We start from the raw sequence: 17427 nt of genomic DNA, 5'->3' as shown, positions 1-17427 counted from the left end.
CTGCAGGATGGACTGCGCCAATACATTCACTACTACAATCATGACCGCATCAAGCTCAAACTAAAAGGGCTGAGTCCCGTGCAATACAGGACTCAGCCCTTTCCGGCCTAGCCATCAACCGTCCAACTTCTGGGGGTCAGTTCACAACAGCGGGCATTTCTTATTCAGCAGGCGGCTTCAGGCGAATGAGTAGAACACCCGGAACTGGACCTTGCGCTCGGCCCAGAACTCGGCCGCGTCGCGGAAGACGTCGAGCAGCACCTCACGCCCTTCCTTGTCGAATTTCTGCGCAATCGGCAGTCCTTCCAGCACGATCACGAAGCCCGGCTGCGGGCCGGCCTTGTGGATCATGTCCGTCAGGCAATCAGACAGCGCATCGAAATTCTTGCCGAAATGCTTCGGGAAGGTGAATTCCGTGGCRATYSTYTCMAGGATCTCCGCCTTGCTCGCGCAATSSGCGCARTTGGCRTASAGGAAATGCTGGTTCAGCGCGGCGGCCGCGTGGGCCAGCTCAGGCACGCGGAACGCGCGAATCGACTGGACGATGTTCGGACGCACCGTCTTGAACAGGTTCATGGCTCCCTCGCTGGTGCCGTCGTCGGCCCAGGTCACCATGGCGGGCGCGCATGCGGGCGGAAGTCTGTGCGTGAGCTCCTGTCGGGGCATCATGAGCACGTTGTCATAAAGGTTCTGGGCCTGATGGTGGGCCCGTTGCCAGCCATCTCCGGCGCCGCGCTCCTCGCGGGCGGCAAGGGCGTCGCCCAATCCGAAAATGTCAGTCATCATTTGGTTATCCGTTTGAAACTGTTGTAGTGGTCTTCCGTGTAATAGCAGTCGTTGGCGGCGCGCTGATCCCCACCACAAACGATCCGCCTGGCTCCCCGATTCCGGCTTTTGGTGTTGCTGTTCTTGACGGTGTATTCGCGGTAATACCCGCGCGGCTGCTGCGGCAGGATGCGTTCGTAATTACCGAACCGCGAACCATCCTTGTCGAACGGAAACGGCCCGCCGGACTCGATGCGCTCCAGCGTCTGGCGCGCATCGTTGGGCAACTGCTGCGTGGCGATGGTTCCCGCCATGCCGTCGATGCTGGCGCCCAGATCCTGCGTCGCCTGCCGTGCCACCGCAACCTGCGCACCGGTGGCGATGGCCACCGACAGCGCCGCGCCCGCCAACACATGGCCCAGGCGTCGTGCCAGGCTCAGGGACTGCCAAAGTGACTGCCGCTGCGTCTGGTTCGGGGAAATCCTGGATCCCACGTTATCGAAATATTGGTTGGACGGTCATTCCGGCGCGCGAAACCTGCTCGCGGGCACCGGCGCGCCCGGGACGAGCGCCTGCATTCAAAGGCGTAAGGTTACGCGCATGTCCACCAATAATCAATCCCTGCGCGCCGCCGCGCCGGAAATCTTCAATTGTTTCAATATGTTATTTGGATGTGGGCGCATACTAACCTTGCATACGATGCCCCGAACGGCTGCATGAAAAAAGCCGGGCGAACCCGGCTTTCCTGATACCGCGTGGCAAATACCCGACTTCAGCGCTTGGCCGCCGCATCCACCACGACCAGCGAGGTCATGTTGACGATACGCCGCACCGTGGCCGACGGCGTCAGGATGTGCACCGGCTCCTTCACGCCGAGCAGGATCGGGCCGATGGCCACGTTATTGCCCGCCGCCACCTTGAGCAGGTTGTACGAGATGTTGGCTGCGTCGATATTCGGGCACACCAGCAGGTTGGCCTCGCCCACCAGCGCGCCGTCCGGCACCAGCGAATCACGCAGCTTCTGGTCGAGCGCGCTGTCGCCGTGCATCTCGCCATCCACCTCGAGTTCCGGTGCGCGTTCGCGCAGGATGGCGAGCGTATCGCGCATCTTGCGTGCCGAAGGCGCCTCGGACGTACCGAAGTTCGAATGCGACAGCAGGCCCACCTTCGGCTCGATGCCGAAGCGCTTGAGTTCTTCCGCCGCCATCATCGTGATCTCGGCCAGTTCCTCGGCGGTCGGGTCGATATTGACGTGGGTGTCCACCAGGAAGATCTGGCGGCCCGGCAGGACCAGCCCGTTCATGGCCGCGTAGACCTTGTTCGTGCCGCCCAGCACCTGGTCGATGTAGCGCAGGTGCGCGGCCGTGGTGCTGACCGTGCCGCAGATCATGCCATCGGCCTCGCCCTTCTTGACCAGCATGGCGCCGATCAGCGTCGTACGGCGGCGCATCTCCAGCTTGGCGTACTGCTGGGTGATGCCCTCGCGCGCCATCATCTTGTAGTAGCTTTCCGAATAATCCCGGAAACGCTCGTCGTGCTCGGGGTTGACCACGGTGAAGTCCACGCCCATGCGCAGGCGCAGGCCGAAGCGCTCGATGCGGTGCGTCAGCACGGCCGGACGACCGATCAGGATCGGGTTGGCCAGCTTTTCGTCGACGATGACCTGCACTGCGCGCAGCACGCGCTCTTCCTCGCCCTCGGCGAAGACGATGCGCTTCTTCTCCATCTCGACCTTGCGCGCTGCCGCGTAGATCGGCTTCATCAGCGTGCCCGAGTGGTACACGAACTGCTGGAGCTGGAGGCGGTAGGCGTCCATGTCCTCGATCGGACGCGCGGCCACGCCGGACTTGGCGGCGGCCTCGGCCACGGCCGGGGCGATCTTGACGATCAGGCGCGGATCGAACGGCTTCGGGATCAGGTATTCCGGACCGAAGGACAGGTCCTGGATGCCGTAGGCCGTCGCCACGATGTCGCTCTGTTCCTGGCGCGCCAGTTCGGCCACGGCGTGCGCGGCGGCCACTTCCATTTCACGCGTGATCGTCGTGGCGCCGCAATCGAGCGCGCCGCGGAAGATGAACGGGAAGCAGAGGACGTTGTTGACCTGGTTCGGGTAGTCGGTACGGCCCGTGGCGATCACGGCGTCCGGACGCACTTCCTTGACCAGCTCCGGCATGATTTCCGGATTCGGATTGGCGAGTGCCAGCACCAGCGGCTTGTCGGCCATGCGCTGGACCATGTCCTGCTTCAGCACGCCGGCAGCGGACAGGCCCAGGAAGATGTCGGCGCCATCGATGACTTCGGCCAGCTTGCGCTTGTCGGTCTTCTGCGAGAAACGCGCCTTTTCCGGGTCCATCAGCTCGGTACGGCCTTCGTAGACCACGCCGACAAGATCGGTCACCCAGATGTTTTCGATGGGCAGGCCCAGGTCCACCAGCAGGTCCAGGCAGGCCAGCGCGGCCGCGCCGGCGCCCGAGGCGACCAGCTTGACCTCGGAGATGTCCTTGCCCACCACCTTCAGGCCGTTGATGACCGCCGCGCCCACCACGATGGCGGTGCCGTGCTGGTCGTCGTGGAAGACGGGAATCTTCATCCGCTCACGCAGCGTGCGCTCCACGTAGAAGCATTCCGGCGCCTTGATGTCCTCAAGGTTGATGCCGCCGAAGGTCGGCTCGAGCGAGGCGATGATATCGACCAGCTTCTGCGGGTCTTTTTCGTCGATCTCGATGTCAAACACATCGATACCGGCGAATTTCTTGAACAGGCCGGCCTTGCCTTCCATGACCGGCTTCGAGGCTGCAGCGCCGATGTCGCCCAGGCCCAGCACGGCCGTGCCGTTGGTGATCACGGCAACGAGGTTGCCACGCGCGGTGTAGCGGAAGGAATTGGCCGGATCGGCAACGATCTCCTCGCAAGCGGCGGCAACACCTGGCGAATAGGCCAGGGCCAGGTCGCGCTGGTTCGAGAGCGGCTTGGTCGGGGTGACGGAGATCTTGCCCGGGGTCGGAAACTCGTGATACTCGAGCGCGGCCTTGCGCAGCGCCTCACGCTGCTGTTGTTTCAGATCGTCTTGGGACGGGGACTGCTGAGGACTGGTCATCTGCGCATCTTCCGATCGGTGGAGCCGCACTGAAATTCGCGGAAAACCGAGCGGGCCGGCTCCACGTACCCGCTGTCTCTGCTTTTTGAACTGCGCATTTTATATTGTGAAATATTATTTCACAATAAGCGTTTTGCGCGGGGCAGCTTTGCGTTTCGGTACAATATGCCGCATGCCGAAGGGCTTGACCACCGGTAATCTCCCACGGCTTTTTTCGCCAAACGCCCATCCCCCATGCCGGACCCCGCCAGCGCCCCGCTTTCCGAATTCGACCTGATCCGCCAGTTCTTCACCCGCCCGGTCCACAAGGCCGCGTTGGGCGTAGGCGACGATTGCGCGCTGATCGAGGGCCGTCCGGGCCATCAACTGGCCATTAGCACCGACATGCTGGTCAGCGGCCGCCATTTCTTCCCCGATGTGCCCCCGCGTGCGCTCGGCCACAAGGCATTGGCGGTCAACCTCTCCGATCTTGCCGCGATGGGCGCCGAACCTCGCGCCTTCACGCTCGCGCTGGCCTTGCCCGAGGCGGATCCCGCCTGGCTGGCCGAACTGGCCGCCGGCATGCTGGCGCTGGCCGATGCCCACGGCTGCGAGCTGATCGGCGGCGATACGACCAAGGGACCGCTTACGCTGTCGATTACCGTGTTCGGCGATGTGCCCGGCCGTCAGGCGCTGCGCCGCGACGCCGCGCGGCCCGGCGACGATATCTGGATCTCCGGCACCCTCGGCGACGCCCGCCTGGCGCTGGGCGACTGCCGGGGCGAATGGCTGCTGCCCGAGCCGGATTTCACGATCATCCGGCCGCGCATGGACACCCCTACCCCGCGCGTGGCGCTGGGCATGGCGCTGCGTGGCATCGCCCATGCCGCGCTCGATATCTCGGACGGGCTGATCGGCGACCTCGGCCATATCCTCACCCGGTCGGCGCTGGGCGCGATCATCGACGTGGATGCGCTGCCTCGCTCCGAAGTGCTCGGCGCCCAGCCGCTGGCGCGCCAGCGCGAATGCGTACTGGCCGGCGGCGATGACTACGAACTGTGCTTCACGGCGCCCGTCGGCGCGCGCGAAGCCATCGCCGGCATCTCCCGGCAACTCGGCCTGCCGCTGACGCGTGCCGGCAGCATCACACCGGAGCCGGGCCTGCGCCTGGTGGATGGTGACGGCAACCCCTACGCCTTCAGCGGCACCGCGTTCGACCACTTCGCTTCCTGACACTTCGCGCACGAGCCATGTCATGATGCCGCCATGCGCTCGGCGGGAGCCACCGCCGCGCGCCATATGACAAAAGCAAGACAGACGAGCCAACTCCTGATGTCCGCCTATCCTCCCGGGGCCGCGCCGCGCGACCCTGTTCCCCCCGTCACGCTGGAAGCGGGACAAACCGCGCGCGTCACGCGCCCCACCGCGCGCTTCATGCTCGGCCATCCCGCACGCGCCATCGCACTCGGCTTTGGCTCGGGGCTGTCGCCGGTCAGCCCGGGCACGGTCGGCACGCTGTACGGCTGGCTGTCGTTCGTTGTGATCTCGATGTGGATCGAGCCGTCCACGTGGCTCTGGATCATCGCCGGCGGTTTCCTCGTCGGCATCTGGGCGTGCCGGCGTACCGCGCGCGATATGGGCGTGTATGACCATGGCAGTATGGTCTGGGACGAGATCGTGGCGTTCTGGCTGGTGCTGCTGTTCGTCACCCCCACCGGCTTCTGGGGCCAGTTCGCGGCGTTCCTGTGGTTCCGCCTGTTCGACATCGCCAAACCCGCACCCATCGCCTACTACGACCGCACGCTCAAGGGCCCCGGCCTGCTCGGCGCGTTTGGCGTGATGTTCGACGACATCTTCGCGGCCTTCTACACCCTGCTCGTGTTCGCGCTCTGGCGCTCGTTCTGAGCGGGCATCGCATCGTCAAATAAGGATTCGTCGATATGTCCGTCAGTCGCCTGCTTGACCAGCTTGCCATCCAGGCCGGATCCGTCCTTGCGGAACATTCGCTGATGCTTGCCACGGCGGAATCGTGCACCGGCGGCCTCGTCGCCGCCGCGATCACCGATGTGGCCGGGTCGTCGGGCTGGTTCGAGCGCGGCTTCGTCACGTATTCGAACGAAGCCAAGTCCACGATGCTGGGGGTGCCGGCGAAGCTGATCCGCGATCATGGCGCGGTCAGCGAGGAAGTGGCCCATGCCATGGCCGAGGGCGCGCTGCTGAACAGCCGCGCGCAGGTGTCGCTGGCGATTACCGGCGTGGCCGGCCCGGGCGGCGGCACGCCGGAAAAGCCCGTCGGCATGGTCTGTTTCGGCTGGAGCAACCGCGTTACCACGCTGACGCAGACGCAGCGGTTCAAGGGCGATCGCGCCCAGATCCGCCGCCAGGCCGCGGAGCATGCCATGCGCGGCCTCTTCGAATTGATCCGAAACGAGCAGTAAGCTGCCCGCTCCGGCGGCTATCACGCTGATCGTCGCTTAACCGTGACGATAGCGGTTGATGGTCTCGCGCGTCTGCAACGCCACATTCCGGGCGGCCGTGGCGAAATCCTTGTCACGGCTCGCGTACAGGATGGCGCGCGAGGAATTGATCATCATGCCGGTGCCGTCGGCGGTGCGGCCGGCCTTCACCGTGGCTTCGATGTCCCCGCCCTGCGCGCCGATGCCCGGAATCAGCAGCGGCATGTCACCCACGATCTGGCGCACCTTGGCGATTTCATTCGGGAACGTGGCGCCGACCACCAGTCCCATCTGCCCGTTAGTATTCCAGCGCTCGCGCGCGGCCTCGGCCACCACCTGGTAGAGCGGCTTGCCGTCGACCTGCAGGAACTGCACGTCCGAGCCGCCCGGGTTGGAGGTCCGGCACAGCACGATCACCCCCCGCCCCGGATGCGCCAGGTACGGCGACATCGAATCGAACCCCATGTACGGGCTGACCGTGACCGCATCGGCGCGGTAGCGCTCGAACGCCTCCACGGCGTAGTGCTCGGCCGTGGAGCCGATGTCACCGCGCTTGGCATCCAGGATCACCGGAATCCCCGGGTGGGCATCGTGGATGTACTCGATCAGTTGCTCGAGCTGGTCCTCGGCGCGCTGCGAATGGAAATAGGCGATCTGCGGCTTGAAGGCGCAGACCAGGTCGGCCGTGGCGTCGACGATCTCCCGGCAGAACGAGAAAATCGCGCCGCCCGTGCTGGTCAGGGACAGCGGCAGCTTGGCCGGGTCCGGATCGAGGCCGACGCACAGCAGGGAATCGTTACGCTGCCATGCGGCGGACAGCTGCTCGGTGAAAGTCATGGGATGCTCGATGTTGGGTAAGGCCCGGGGGCCGGACGTTATCCAAGGATAACGCGGCGGCGCGCCGGCCGGTTGTCGCGGGGCGCCGGCAGCGCGGTGCGGCGCACGATATATGGCGTTGGCGCAATTTTACCCGTTGCGTGCTATCGTTTTCGGGTTTTGCGCTCCCGCTTAATAAGAGCGACCTCGCTACGTCGCCAAATCCCGTCTCGCCTCCCATGACCCTCGATCGCCGCGGCATCGTCCTGCTCGTCATCCTCACGCTCGCCTGGGGCATCAACTGGCCCATCATGAAGGTGGGCGTCGCCCATTTCCCGGCCATGGGCTTCCGGCTGCTCTGCATGGCCGGCGGGCTGGTGGCGCTGGGACTGGCGCTGAAGCTGCGCGGGGAATCCCTCCACGTACCGCGCGCCAGCTGGCCGATGGTGATCAAGCTAGCCATCCCGAACATGGTGATCTGGCACCTGTTCGCGATCTGCGCGGTCAAGATGCTGTCCTCGGGCCGCGCGGCCATCCTCGGCTACACCATGCCGATCTGGGCCGTGGTCTGGGGGCTGGTGCTGTTCCGGGACCGCATCGCCCTGTCCGCCTGGATCGGCATTGCCTGCGCGCTGGCCGGCACGGTGCTGCTGCTCTCGGGAGAGATCGCCGCGCTCACCGGCAGCCCGGCCGGCACCTTGCTGATGCTGGTGGCGGCGGCCGGCTGGGGCCTCGGCACCCAGTTGATGAAGCGGACCCAGGTGGATATTCCCATCGGCGCGCTCACGTTCTGGATGCTGGCCATCACCCTGCCCTTCCTGGGCCTCGGCACGCTGCTGCTGGAGTCGGGCTGGCGCATGCCCACGGCCGTGGAATGGGGCGCCATCGCCTATAACGCCGTGGTGGTCTTCGCCTACTGCCACCTGGTCTGGTTCGCGCTGGCGCGCAGCCTGCCGCCGGTGGTGTCCAGCCTGTCGATCATGTTCATCCCCGTGGTGGGGGTCTTCTCGGGCATGTGGCTGCTCGGCGAGACGCCGCACTGGCAGGACTACGCGGCCATCGTGCTGATGTTCGCTGCGCTGTCTTCGGTGATGCTGGCCCCGCTGCTGCGCCGCCGCCTGTAAGCCAAACGTAGGGCGGCGTTCGCGGCGCGCAACGGGTGGCGCGCGGGATGAGATTTCGCTTAACAAGCCCCCCTGCGTTGGATTACACTCGCGGCCATCAGAATCCCGGAGAAAGTACGTGGGCAGTAGCATCGGGTGTTCGAGTTGCCGCGGTCGTACCGCGACATCGTCGGATGCCATGTCACTGCGGGCTGCGTAACGACGATCCGCGGGGCCCTGCCCTTGCTTATCGACGTCCTTGCCCGCAGACACCTGCGGGTGAGTGTCTTTCCGTTTCCCCCTGCGGCCGTCGCCCTGACTGCCGTGTCGCGCTTCGGATCTTCCCTCTCCCGGCCAGCCAGCCAAACCCAGGCAAACGCCATCGCCTTGCCCGCGCGCCGCTTTGTTGCGGCCGTCCGCAGCGCGATCACGCTTGCCCGTGGCCGCGCCATGGTCACCCGGCTGGCTTGCCTTGCCTGCGCCTGTCTTCGATGCATCGACAACCGCGCCATCAGTAACAAGGAACCCAGGGATGATCAACCTGTTCGTCCTGCAGAAAGGCCGGCTTGCCCAGGAGCAGGTCGACGAGCGCAATGAGCTGCTGCAGCACAAGCCCATCTGGATCGACGTCGTCAGCCCCGACGACGAGGAGCTGGCATGGATCAAGGAAGCCTATAACGTCGTCCTGCCGGAACTCGAGGACCTCGGTGACCTGGAAGCGTCCGCCCGGTATTTCGAGGGCGAGGACGAGAACATCCACATCCGCACCGATTTCCTGCTGGCCGAGGACGAGGCGTCGCGCAACGTGCGCGTGGCCTTCGTGCTCACGCGCGACGTGCTGTTCTCCATCCACGACGAGGATCTGCCGGTGTTCCGGCTGGTGCGCCTGCGCGCGCGCATGCGGCCGGGTTCGGTGCGCAATGCCAAGGACGTGCTGATGGACCTGTACGCCACCGACGCCGAGTACTCCGCCGACTCCATCGAGGAGATCTACGAGCGGCTGGAGGAAGCCAGCCGCCGGGTGCTGGCCGAGAACGTGACCGATGCCGCCGCCGCCGACGTGCTGGAAACCATCGCCCGCGAGGAAGACTTGAACGGCCGCATTCGCCGCAACGTCATGGATACGCGCCGCGCGGTGTCGTTCCTGATGCGCAGCCAGCTGCTGTCCGCCGAGCAGCAGGACGAGGCCCGCCAGATCCTGCGCGACATCGACTCCATCGAAAACCACACCGCGTTCCTGTTCGACAAGATCAACTTCCTGATGGATGCGACGGTCGGTTTCATCAACATCAACCAGAACAAGATCATCAAGCTGTTCTCGGTGGTGTCGGTAGCGCTGATGCCGCCGACGTTGATCGCGAGCATCTACGGGATGAACTTCAAGCTGATGCCGGAACTGGACTGGGCCGCGGGCTACCCGTGGGCCATCGCGCTGATGGCCGTGTCGGCGGCGATTCCGCTGATCTACTTCCGCCGCAAGGGCTGGCTGAGCTGAAGTCAGTGCCAGCGCCAGCGCCCGTTGCCGGAAGCGCTAGTCCGGCAGCGTGGCCGCGCCCATGCGGCGCGCGATGATCGACGCCTTGACGCGGAAGTTGACGTGCACGTTGGCGCAATATGTCTTCTTGTCGAAGCATTTCGGCGCCGGCAGCGCCGCCGCGAGCCGCGCGGCCTGCCCGACGCCTAGCTTGGCGGCCGAGGTGTGGAAGTAGTGCTGGGCGGCGGCCTCGGCACCGAAGACGCCCTCGCCCCACTCCACCGAATTCAGGTAAATCTCAAAGATCCGCTGCTTGTCGAGCCAGAACTCGAGCATCCACGTGATGGCCAGCTCCTGGCCCTTGCGCAGGTAGTGCTGCTCGGGCGCCAGGAACAGGTTCTTGGCGAGCTGCTGCGTGATGGTCGACCCGCCGCGCACGATGCGCCCGCGCTGCTTGTTGCGCTCCCAGGCGGTCAGCATCGCGTCGAGGTCGTAGCCGGGATGATTGACGAAATCCGCGTCCTCGCTGGCGATGACCGCGCGCTTCAGGTGCCGCGAGATGTCGTCGTAGCGCACCCACTCGCGCTCGACCCCGCAACTCCAGACATTGGCGCCGCAGAGCCGCCAGCGCTCGGCGCGCATGAAGGTCGTGGACGATGGGTTCACGACCTGCCACGCAGCAATCTGGAGGAAGAAGTAGAGCTGCATCGCCAGCACGCCCGCCACCAGGCAGCCGGCGAGATAGCCGAGCCAGCGCAGCGGATTGGCCGCGCTGCCGGCACGCGCCGGCGATCGGGAGGAAGTCCGCTGGCGCGCCAAGCCGGGTGGCCTCAGCGGGCGGCTTCGGCCTGGAGCCCGGCTCGCAATTCCGCGAGAACGGGGACAGTGTTGGGCCGCACGCCGCGCCAGTTGTAGAACGCCTCGGCGGCCTGCTCCACGAGCATGCCCAGGCCGTCGCTGGTGCGCGCGCCCCATTGGGCGGCGTAGGCCAGGAACACGGTCGGACGGGCGCCGTACATCATGTCGTAGGCCAGCACGCCCTCGCCCAGCAGGTAGTCAGGCACGGGCGGCACTTCGCCCTGGAGGCTGCTCGACGAGGCGTTGATCACCACGTCGCAGCGCTCTTCCTCGCTCAGGGCGGACAGCGCGTCCAGCCCACCGCCCCACAGTTCCACGTTGTACTGGTCGGCCGCTTCGACGAATTCCTCGAGCATATCGCTCGCCTTGGAAGCGGTGCGATTGGCCACCACGATCCGCGCCGGACGGCACTCGATCAGCGGCAGCATCGCTCCCATGGCCGCGCCACCGGCGCCGAGCAGCAGGATGCGCTTGTCTTCCAGCAGCACGTCCAGGTTGTCCTGGATGTCGCGGACCAGGCCCACGCCGTCGGTGTTATCGCCATGGATCAGGCCGTCCTCGATCCACATCGTATTGACCGCGCCCGCGGCTTCGGCGCGCGGGGTCAGGCGGTCGGCCAAGTCGTACGCTTCCAGCTTGAACGGGGTGGTCACGTTGAAGCCGTGGCCACCTTCGGCCAGGAAGCGGCGCACCGTGTCGGCAAAGGCGCCGAGCGGTGCTTCGAGGCGGTCGTACTGCACGGCTTCGCCGGTCTGGCGCGCGAAGGCGGCGTGGATGGCCGGCGAGCGGCTGTGCGAAACGGGGTTGCCCACCACCACGTAGCGGTCTTGCTGCACGGGCGGGTTCGGCTGGGAAGTCAGGTCTGTGGTCATCAACGGGGTTGCAGGCGGACGTCGAGCCCGCTCCGCGTGAACTTGAACGTGGAAATGACTTCCAGGATGTCCTGGCGCTGTTGCATTTCCGGGGTAAAGGCGCCGAACGGCGCGGCGGCGCGCACGATGGCCACGGCCTGGCGGTCCAGCGCGGGGTCGCCCGAACTCTTGGCCACGTCGATGGACTCGACGTTGTAGCCGTCGCGGTTATAGCCGAGCTTGCCGAGCCGGTTGACGTTGATCACCAGGATCAGCTGGCCGTACAGCGGCTTGCCATTGCGCTGGGGGAAGTCGCTCGTGCCGCGCGTCTCGATCTTGCGGCGCAGGCGGTCGTAATACTGGGCGTAGTCCACGCCCTGCGCGCTGGTCGCGGTCAGCTGCATGCGCTTGGGCCGCTTGGCGTACTGCTCCAGGTTCCGGCCGATCTCGGCCTCCAGCCGTGCCATCTCGGTCACGGCGGTGCGGTCGTCCTGGCCACGCGTGGGGGCCGGCTGCTGCTGTTCGCCCGGCTTCACGGGCTGGCTGCGCACGCTCGGCGCGGCTTCGCGCGATTGCGTCATCAGCCGGCGCTGGTCTTCTTCCAGTTGCTCGATGCGGCGCTGCGTCAGCCGCATCAGGTCGCCATCCTTGGACTCGGTCTGCGCCGGCAGCGGCGTGGTGGCACGCTGGGCGTCGTGGTCGCCGCCGCCGTCCAGGTTGGCCTGGGCCAGCACGGTCGGGTTGCGGGGGCGTTCGGCGGACTTGGAGTTGACCAGCACCACGTCGAGCTGCGGATCGGACCGCTTGATCTCGAAGACTTCGGGCGCGGCAATCCGCACCATCAGGATCAGCGCGTGAATGGCCACCGACACGGCCAGCGCCTTGGCCAGCGTGCCGCTGGAATGCCACCACTGCAGGGGATGGCGGGGAGCAACAAGAACGGCGTTCACGATGGCGGTGGGCGGGAGCGTCCGGAAAATGCAGACAGTGAATACGAAGGGCGGCCACCCCACCGCAGGCGGGGTTGGCCGGATCAGACTTCGATTGTAAGGGAGCGGATTGCTTTTCCGAAGGGGTCAGGCCGTCGGGCCGGCCCCGGTGTCGCGTGGCGCCGACGCCTCGTCGTCCGAAGCGGGCTCGGCGCCCTCCCCGGCCGGGGTTTCCTGGCCTTCCGGCGCCCCTTCCGAGCCACCCTCGGCAGCCGCTTCCGCCGCATCTTCGGCCGCCGCCTCGGCAGCGGCCTCGGCCGACACTTCCGCCGCCTCCTCGTCGCTCTCCAGCTCTTCCTCGGGGACTTCGCCTTCCCCGGCGAAGACCTCAAGCACGCGGCACGACACTTCCAGCGAAATCTCGTCCGTCGAGGCAATCTCGAGCAGCACCTGGGTGCCCCGGGCCGCCTGCGCCAGTTCCGCCACGCGCGTGACCAGCGGAATCTCGGTAAAGCGCACCGCGCCTTCCTTGAGCACGGTCGCCATCAGCTTCTCGCGGCCTTCCTGGGCCAGCCAGCGCAGGCACCAGTAGCGTTCCATCGTCGACTGGTGCTCGGCATAGGCCGCATAGGTGCCTTCGAAGTCCGCCACAGCGGCCAGCAGGTCGGCATCCTTGGGCTTGAACGGCGCCACCAGCTTGGCCGTGACGCCATGCTGCGCCACCGCCAGGATCTGCCACTGGTTCACCAGATCGACGTAGCGGCGCAGCGGCGAGGTGCTCCACGCGTACTGCGCCACGCCCAACCCCTCGTGCGCCGCCGGGTAGGTCTGCATCCGCGTACGGTGCATGCCCCACGCCTTCTGGGTGCGATAGATGCCCGGCACGCCGTGGTCGGCCAGCAGCTTGCCCCACGTGCTGTTGGCCAGGATCATCAGCTCGGCCACGATCTTGTCCAGCGGGGAGCCCCGGCGGCGCTGCTCGATGCGCACGCGCTCGGCGCCGCCTTCGAGTTGATCGATATAGAAGTTGTAGTCAGCCCGGTTGTGCGACTCCGGCCGCAGCCCGCTGGCGAGGCGCGCGCGCTGGCGCTCGTCATGCAGGTGGTTGGCCAGGTGGAACAGGTGCGTCAGCGCGGACCGGAACGGGTAGTCGCCGGTGCCGTTGGCCAGCGCGGCCTCGGTCACCACGTCCTCGAGCAGGTTGTGGCGCAGGTTGGCGGCAATCGGCACCCGCTCGGCGCGGGTTTCGCTGGCGGTGATGGCGATGCCGTCCGGTGTGTTCGGGTCCACCGTCACATAGAGCGACAGCGCCGGGCAGGTGCGCCCTTCCTGGAGCGTGTAGCGCTCCACGATGGGGTCCGGCAGCATGGTGATCTTGTCGCCCGGGAAGTACACCGTGGACAGACGATGCCGCGCGATGGCGTCGAGCGCATCGCCACGCTTGATGCCCAGCGCCGGCGCAGCAATGTGGATACCCACGCGCAGCTTGCCGCCGTCGAGTTCGGTGACGGACAGCGCGTCGTCGATCTCGGTCGTCGTCACATCGTCGATCGAGAACGCCTGCACGTCGGCCAGCGGCAGGTCGCCGCCCGGCTCCGGCACGTCCACGTCCGGGAAGCCGGTGCCCTTCGGGAAGCATTCGGAGAGGAACTTGGCCTCGTGCAGCGCGCGCGGGCTGGACACGCCGCCCACGGCCACCATCAGCCGCATCGGCGTCATGCCGAGCGCCGTGCAGGCGGCGTCCATCGCCTTGAATTCGAGGCTGTTCTTGTCCGGCTTGAACAGCAGTTGCAGCACCTTGCCCCGGAACGCGTCCGGCAGCGTCCGCGCCTTGAGCTGGTCTTCATAGCCGGCCTGCACCAGCGCCTGCTGCTTCTTGCGTTCGACGGCGGCCAGCGCGGCCTGCAGCTGGTCTTCCGGGGCGCGCAGGTAGCGGCCACGGCCCTTGCGGCGGAAATAGACCGGGTTGCCATGCAGCGCCATGGCCAGCGCGGCCTGCTGCACCGGGCCGGCATCGGCGCCGTAGTATTCGGCGGCCAGCTCGGCAAAGCCGAATTCCTCGGCCGGCGCGCATTCCCAGAGGAAGTCGAGGTCGATGTCGGCGGTCAGGTCGCCGGTCTGCCGCACCATTTCGATTGCCGACGGCTGGGCAAACTGCAGCAGCACGTCGCGCGCCTTCACCTTGGTGCGTTTGCCTGCTGGCAATTCCACCTGGTAGGCCTCGCCCTGCTGGGCGAGCACGGTGCCGGCGCGAATTTCGCCGCCTTCTTCAAACAGCAACTGCATGGATCGGTACTTTCAGAAATGCCGGGCGCCGTCACCGCGTGAGCGTGGGAGCGGGTTCCCGGGCAGAGTCGACGGACCGCCCGTGATGGATGGGCGCCGTGGGCCGCCATATGGCAATGGGTCCGGCAGATGTGGCCGGTCGGACTCCGGATGATACCGCACCGCCGCCGGCGCAGGCCGGCGCAGCAGGTCTGGCAGGAAGACCTCGGTCACCAGCATGGTGCCGCCGCCGCGCCGGAACACCGAGCGCCGCGCGGGCAGCATCGGCACATCCTGCATGGCCGGCACCACGCGGGCCAGGGCCTGCCGCAGCGGATGCTCCGGACGCAGCCGCGCAAACTGGAACGGCTCGCGCCGCACGCGCGGATCGATAAACAGCGCCCCACCGAGCGGGCGCTCACCTAAGCCGCGCAGGAACGGCCAGTCGCGCGGCGCGTGGTGCGGATCGACGATGGTATGGGCGAAGATGGCCGGCACATCGTCGCAGATAAGCAGCACTTCGCGCGTGATGGCCGGCACGGGCCGGATCAGGCCGATGGTCCGCCATTCATCGGCAAACGGCCGTTGGAGCGACTGGGCGAGCCGCTTGACGCGGAACTGCGCGGAGGCGGCCATCAGCCGGGCGGTCAGCGAGCCCTCGCCAATCACCCAGCGGCGCAGGTTGAAGGGGATGTCGGCATCGAACGGCAAATGCGCCCGCCACGCGCCGGTGCGCGGCGTCCGGTACAGCGAATCGCTCATGCCGGGTCCGGGCGGGAGGCGGGCAGCTTGCCGCCGGGGCCGTAGCCGCAGAAAGCGAGCACGTCGTCCACGTAGTCTTCGAACTCGCTGATGCCGTGGTCGCTGCCTTCGATGATGCGGATGTGGGCACCCGGGCAGGCTTCGACCATCTCGCGGTAGTCGAGCACCTCGTCGCCAGTCGCCGCCAGCAGGTAATAGCGCGCTGGTTTTGTGATCTTTTCGACACGCAGATCGAGCAATTCCTGAAGGTGGCTACGCTCCACCACGACCGATCCGCCGCCGTGATACAGCGGCTGCTCGCCCAGGTACTTCTCCAGGTCGGTCCACGGATGGATCGCCGGATTGAGCAGCACCGCACGGCAGCCATGGCGCTCGGCCAGCCAGCGCGCATAGAAGCCGCCCAGCGACGAACCGATGATGGCGATGTCCGTCTCGCCCCCGGCGCGGGCGCCCCGGATGGCGGCCTCGGCCTGGGCGATGGCCTGGGCCGGCGAGACATTGAGCGTGGGGCAGGCGAAATATTTCTCCACGCCCCAGGCGCGCATCCGCTCTTGCACAAGCCGCGACTTGAACGATTGCGGCGAGGAGCGGAAGCCGTGCAGATACAGCAGCATCGTCGGACCCTTGTCGATTCTTGATCAGGCGGCGAGCGCGTCGAGCAGCTTCTGATGCACGCCGCCGAAGCCGCCATTGCTCATCACGAGCACATGGTCGCCGGGGCGGGCGGCTGCCGTGACGGCCGCGACCAGCTCGCCGAGGTCCTGATAGGCGGCGGCCTTGTCGCCAAGTGGTGCCAGCGCCTCACCGAGGTTCCAGCCCAGCGCGTCCTTGCCCGCCGGCGCACCGTAGCCGAACACCCGATCGGCGCCTTCCAGGCTGGCCGGCAGTTGCGCGGCCATGACGCCGAGCTTCATCGTATTGGAGCGCGGCTCCAGCACAGCCAGGATGCGGGCGTTGCCCACCCGGCGGCGCAGGCCGTCGAGCGTGGTCTGGATGGCCGTGGGATGGTGCGCGAAGTCGTCATAGACCGTGATGCCGTTGGCCACGCCGCGCACTTCCATGCGGCGCTTGACGTTGGCGAAGCGACCCAGCGACTCGATGGCCTGCGCCGGCGTCACGCCCACATGGCGGGCGGCGGCGATGGCAGCAATCGCGTTCATGCGGTTGTGGGTGCCTTGCAGGTCCCAGACGACCGTGCCCTGCACCGCATCGCCGAACCAGACATCGAAGGCATCCTTGCCCGCCGGGGCCGGCGCCTGCGCATCGCTCTCTTTCCAGTCGCCCACGCCGAACTGCTCGACCTCGCTCCAGCAGCCGCGCTCCAGCACGCGCGCCAGCGCCGGCTCCACGCCGTTCACGAGGATGCGGCCCTGACCCGGCACGGTGCGCACCAAGTGATGGAATTGCGTCTCGATGGCGGCAAGATCCGGGAAGATGTCGGCGTGATCGAACTCGAGGTTGTTCAGGATGGCCGTGCGCGGGCGATAGTGGACGAACTTGCTGCGCTTGTCGAAGAAGGCTGTGTCGTATTCGTCGGCTTCGATGACGAAGAAGTCCGATGGTGTCAGTCGCGCGGAGATACCGAAGTTTTGTGGCACGCCGCCGACCAGGAAGCCCGGGTTGTAGCCAGCGTCCTCAAGGATCCAGGACAGCATCGACGTGGTGGTCGTCTTGCCATGCGTACCGGCCACCGCCAGCACCCATTTGCCGTTGAGCACGTGCTCGCCCAGCCATTGCGGGCCGGAGACGTACGGCAGATTGCGATCGAGGATGGCTTCCATCAGCGGATTGCCGCGCGACACCACGTTGCCGATCACGAACAGGTCCGGCTCCAGCGAGAGCTGGGACGGGTCGAAGCCTTCGATCAGGTCGATGCCCTGGGCTTCCAGCTGGGTGCTCATGGGCGGGTAGACGTTGGCGTCGCAGCCGGTCACGCGGTGGCCCGCCTGCYKGGCSAGKACSGCAAGGCCGCCCATGAAWGTRCCGCAGATRCCGAGGATGTGAATATGCATGGGATGCGTCGGGGGAAATGGCGTGCGCCCGGGGCGCCGGGCGGGATAGCGGTCGATTGT

The 17427-nt window shown here is 66.6% G+C and carries 16 protein-coding genes and 1 pseudogene; 6 read left to right on the top strand and 11 right to left on the bottom strand.

The annotated features are described in order from the left end of the window. Positions 1-111 (top strand): IS3 family transposase (locus AC1DEL_RS24295; RefSeq protein ID WP_284454490.1); only part of this gene is annotated, 111 nt, incomplete at its 5' end. Between the two features lie 66 nt (positions 112-177). Here the strand turns inward: AC1DEL_RS24295 and AC1DEL_RS24290 are convergent. The 3 genes from AC1DEL_RS24290 to AC1DEL_RS24280 form a co-directional block, all read right to left on the bottom strand. Beyond that, the gene (locus tag AC1DEL_RS24290) at positions 178-786 is read right to left on the bottom strand and encodes a barstar family protein (protein WP_477159202.1); all 609 of its coding nucleotides are present in this window, start codon (positions 784-786) and stop codon (positions 178-180) included. Further along, the gene (locus AC1DEL_RS24285; protein WP_092298737.1) at positions 783-1178 is read right to left on the bottom strand and encodes a guanyl-specific ribonuclease; all 396 of its coding nucleotides are present in this window, start codon (positions 1176-1178) and stop codon (positions 783-785) included. Before AC1DEL_RS24285 ends, AC1DEL_RS24290 begins: the two co-directional genes overlap by 4 nt. Positions 1179-1537: 359 nt before the next feature. After that, entirely contained in the window at positions 1538-3862 is a 2325-nt protein-coding gene (locus AC1DEL_RS24280; protein WP_092298734.1) for an NADP-dependent malic enzyme, read from the bottom strand. Positions 3863-4096: 234 nt separating this feature from the next. On the opposite strand from AC1DEL_RS24280, the gene thiL reads away from it, so the two are divergent. The 3 genes from thiL (at position 4097) to AC1DEL_RS24265 (ending at position 6279) form a co-directional block, all read left to right on the top strand. Further along, positions 4097-5074, top strand: coding sequence for a thiamine-phosphate kinase (gene thiL / locus AC1DEL_RS24275; RefSeq protein ID WP_092298731.1), 978 nt, complete (start codon positions 4097-4099; stop codon positions 5072-5074). 99 nt (positions 5075-5173) lie between these two features. Further along, positions 5174-5746, top strand: coding sequence for a phosphatidylglycerophosphatase A family protein (locus AC1DEL_RS24270; RefSeq protein WP_092298728.1), 573 nt, complete (start codon positions 5174-5176; stop codon positions 5744-5746). A gap of 35 nt (positions 5747-5781) precedes the next feature. Continuing rightward, positions 5782-6279 carry a CinA family protein gene (locus AC1DEL_RS24265; protein ID WP_092298726.1) on the top strand — a complete coding sequence of 166 codons (498 nt, stop codon included), beginning with the start codon at positions 5782-5784 and terminating at the stop codon, positions 6277-6279. Between the two features lie 36 nt (positions 6280-6315). Here the strand turns inward: AC1DEL_RS24265 and pyrF are convergent, their stop codons facing one another. Continuing rightward, positions 6316-7134 (bottom strand): orotidine-5'-phosphate decarboxylase, encoded by an 819-nt coding sequence (gene pyrF, locus AC1DEL_RS24260; protein WP_092298723.1) that lies wholly within the window; start codon positions 7132-7134, stop codon positions 6316-6318. Positions 7135-7352: 218 nt separating this feature from the next. On the opposite strand from pyrF, the gene AC1DEL_RS24255 reads away from it, so the two are divergent. Further along, a complete protein-coding gene (locus AC1DEL_RS24255; protein WP_092298720.1) occupies positions 7353-8237 on the top strand; it encodes a DMT family transporter in 885 nt (294 codons plus the stop codon). Positions 8238-8748: 511 nt separating this feature from the next. Beyond that, positions 8749-9711: a magnesium/cobalt transporter CorA gene (gene corA / locus AC1DEL_RS24250; RefSeq protein ID WP_092298717.1), complete on the top strand. Its 963-nt coding sequence runs from the start codon at positions 8749-8751 to the stop codon at positions 9709-9711. Between the two features lie 36 nt (positions 9712-9747). Here corA and mtgA read toward each other — a convergent pair whose 3' ends face one another. From mtgA to mpl, 7 genes and pseudogenes are all read right to left on the bottom strand, one after another. After that, complete coding sequence (mtgA, locus tag AC1DEL_RS24245; protein WP_441592375.1) at positions 9748-10449, bottom strand: monofunctional biosynthetic peptidoglycan transglycosylase; 702 nt, start codon at positions 10447-10449, stop codon at positions 9748-9750. Between the two features lie 71 nt (positions 10450-10520). After that, on the bottom strand, positions 10521-11420 hold the full coding sequence (gene aroE / locus AC1DEL_RS24240) for a shikimate dehydrogenase (RefSeq protein ID WP_092298714.1): 900 nt from the start codon (positions 11418-11420) through the stop codon (positions 10521-10523). Next, positions 11420-12349 carry an energy transducer TonB family protein gene (locus tag AC1DEL_RS24235; protein ID WP_454757342.1) on the bottom strand — a complete coding sequence of 310 codons (930 nt, stop codon included), beginning with the start codon at positions 12347-12349 and terminating at the stop codon, positions 11420-11422. Before AC1DEL_RS24235 ends, aroE begins: the two co-directional genes overlap by 1 nt. Positions 12350-12475: 126 nt before the next feature. After that, positions 12476-14614, bottom strand: coding sequence for a ribonuclease catalytic domain-containing protein (locus AC1DEL_RS24230; protein ID WP_477126280.1), 2139 nt, complete (start codon positions 14612-14614; stop codon positions 12476-12478). Between the two features lie 168 nt (positions 14615-14782). Then, positions 14783-15355 (bottom strand): annotated as a pseudogene (locus AC1DEL_RS24225) (chorismate--pyruvate lyase family protein); the annotation flags it as partial. Further along, positions 15352-15969 carry a YqiA/YcfP family alpha/beta fold hydrolase gene (locus AC1DEL_RS24220; protein ID WP_092298705.1) on the bottom strand — a complete coding sequence of 206 codons (618 nt, stop codon included), beginning with the start codon at positions 15967-15969 and terminating at the stop codon, positions 15352-15354. The pseudogene AC1DEL_RS24225 and the gene AC1DEL_RS24220, both read right to left, overlap by 4 nt. Before the next feature lie 24 nt (positions 15970-15993). Further along, positions 15994-17367 carry a UDP-N-acetylmuramate:L-alanyl-gamma-D-glutamyl-meso-diaminopimelate ligase gene (gene mpl, locus AC1DEL_RS24215; protein ID WP_477159201.1) on the bottom strand — a complete coding sequence of 458 codons (1374 nt, stop codon included), beginning with the start codon at positions 17365-17367 and terminating at the stop codon, positions 15994-15996. Positions 17368-17427: the final 60 nt, after the last annotated feature.

Source organism: Cupriavidus sp. 10L43_2, from assembly GCF_056395265.1.
Note: the sequence above shows the minus strand (reverse complement) of the source record. Positions and strands in the feature narration are given on the sequence as shown.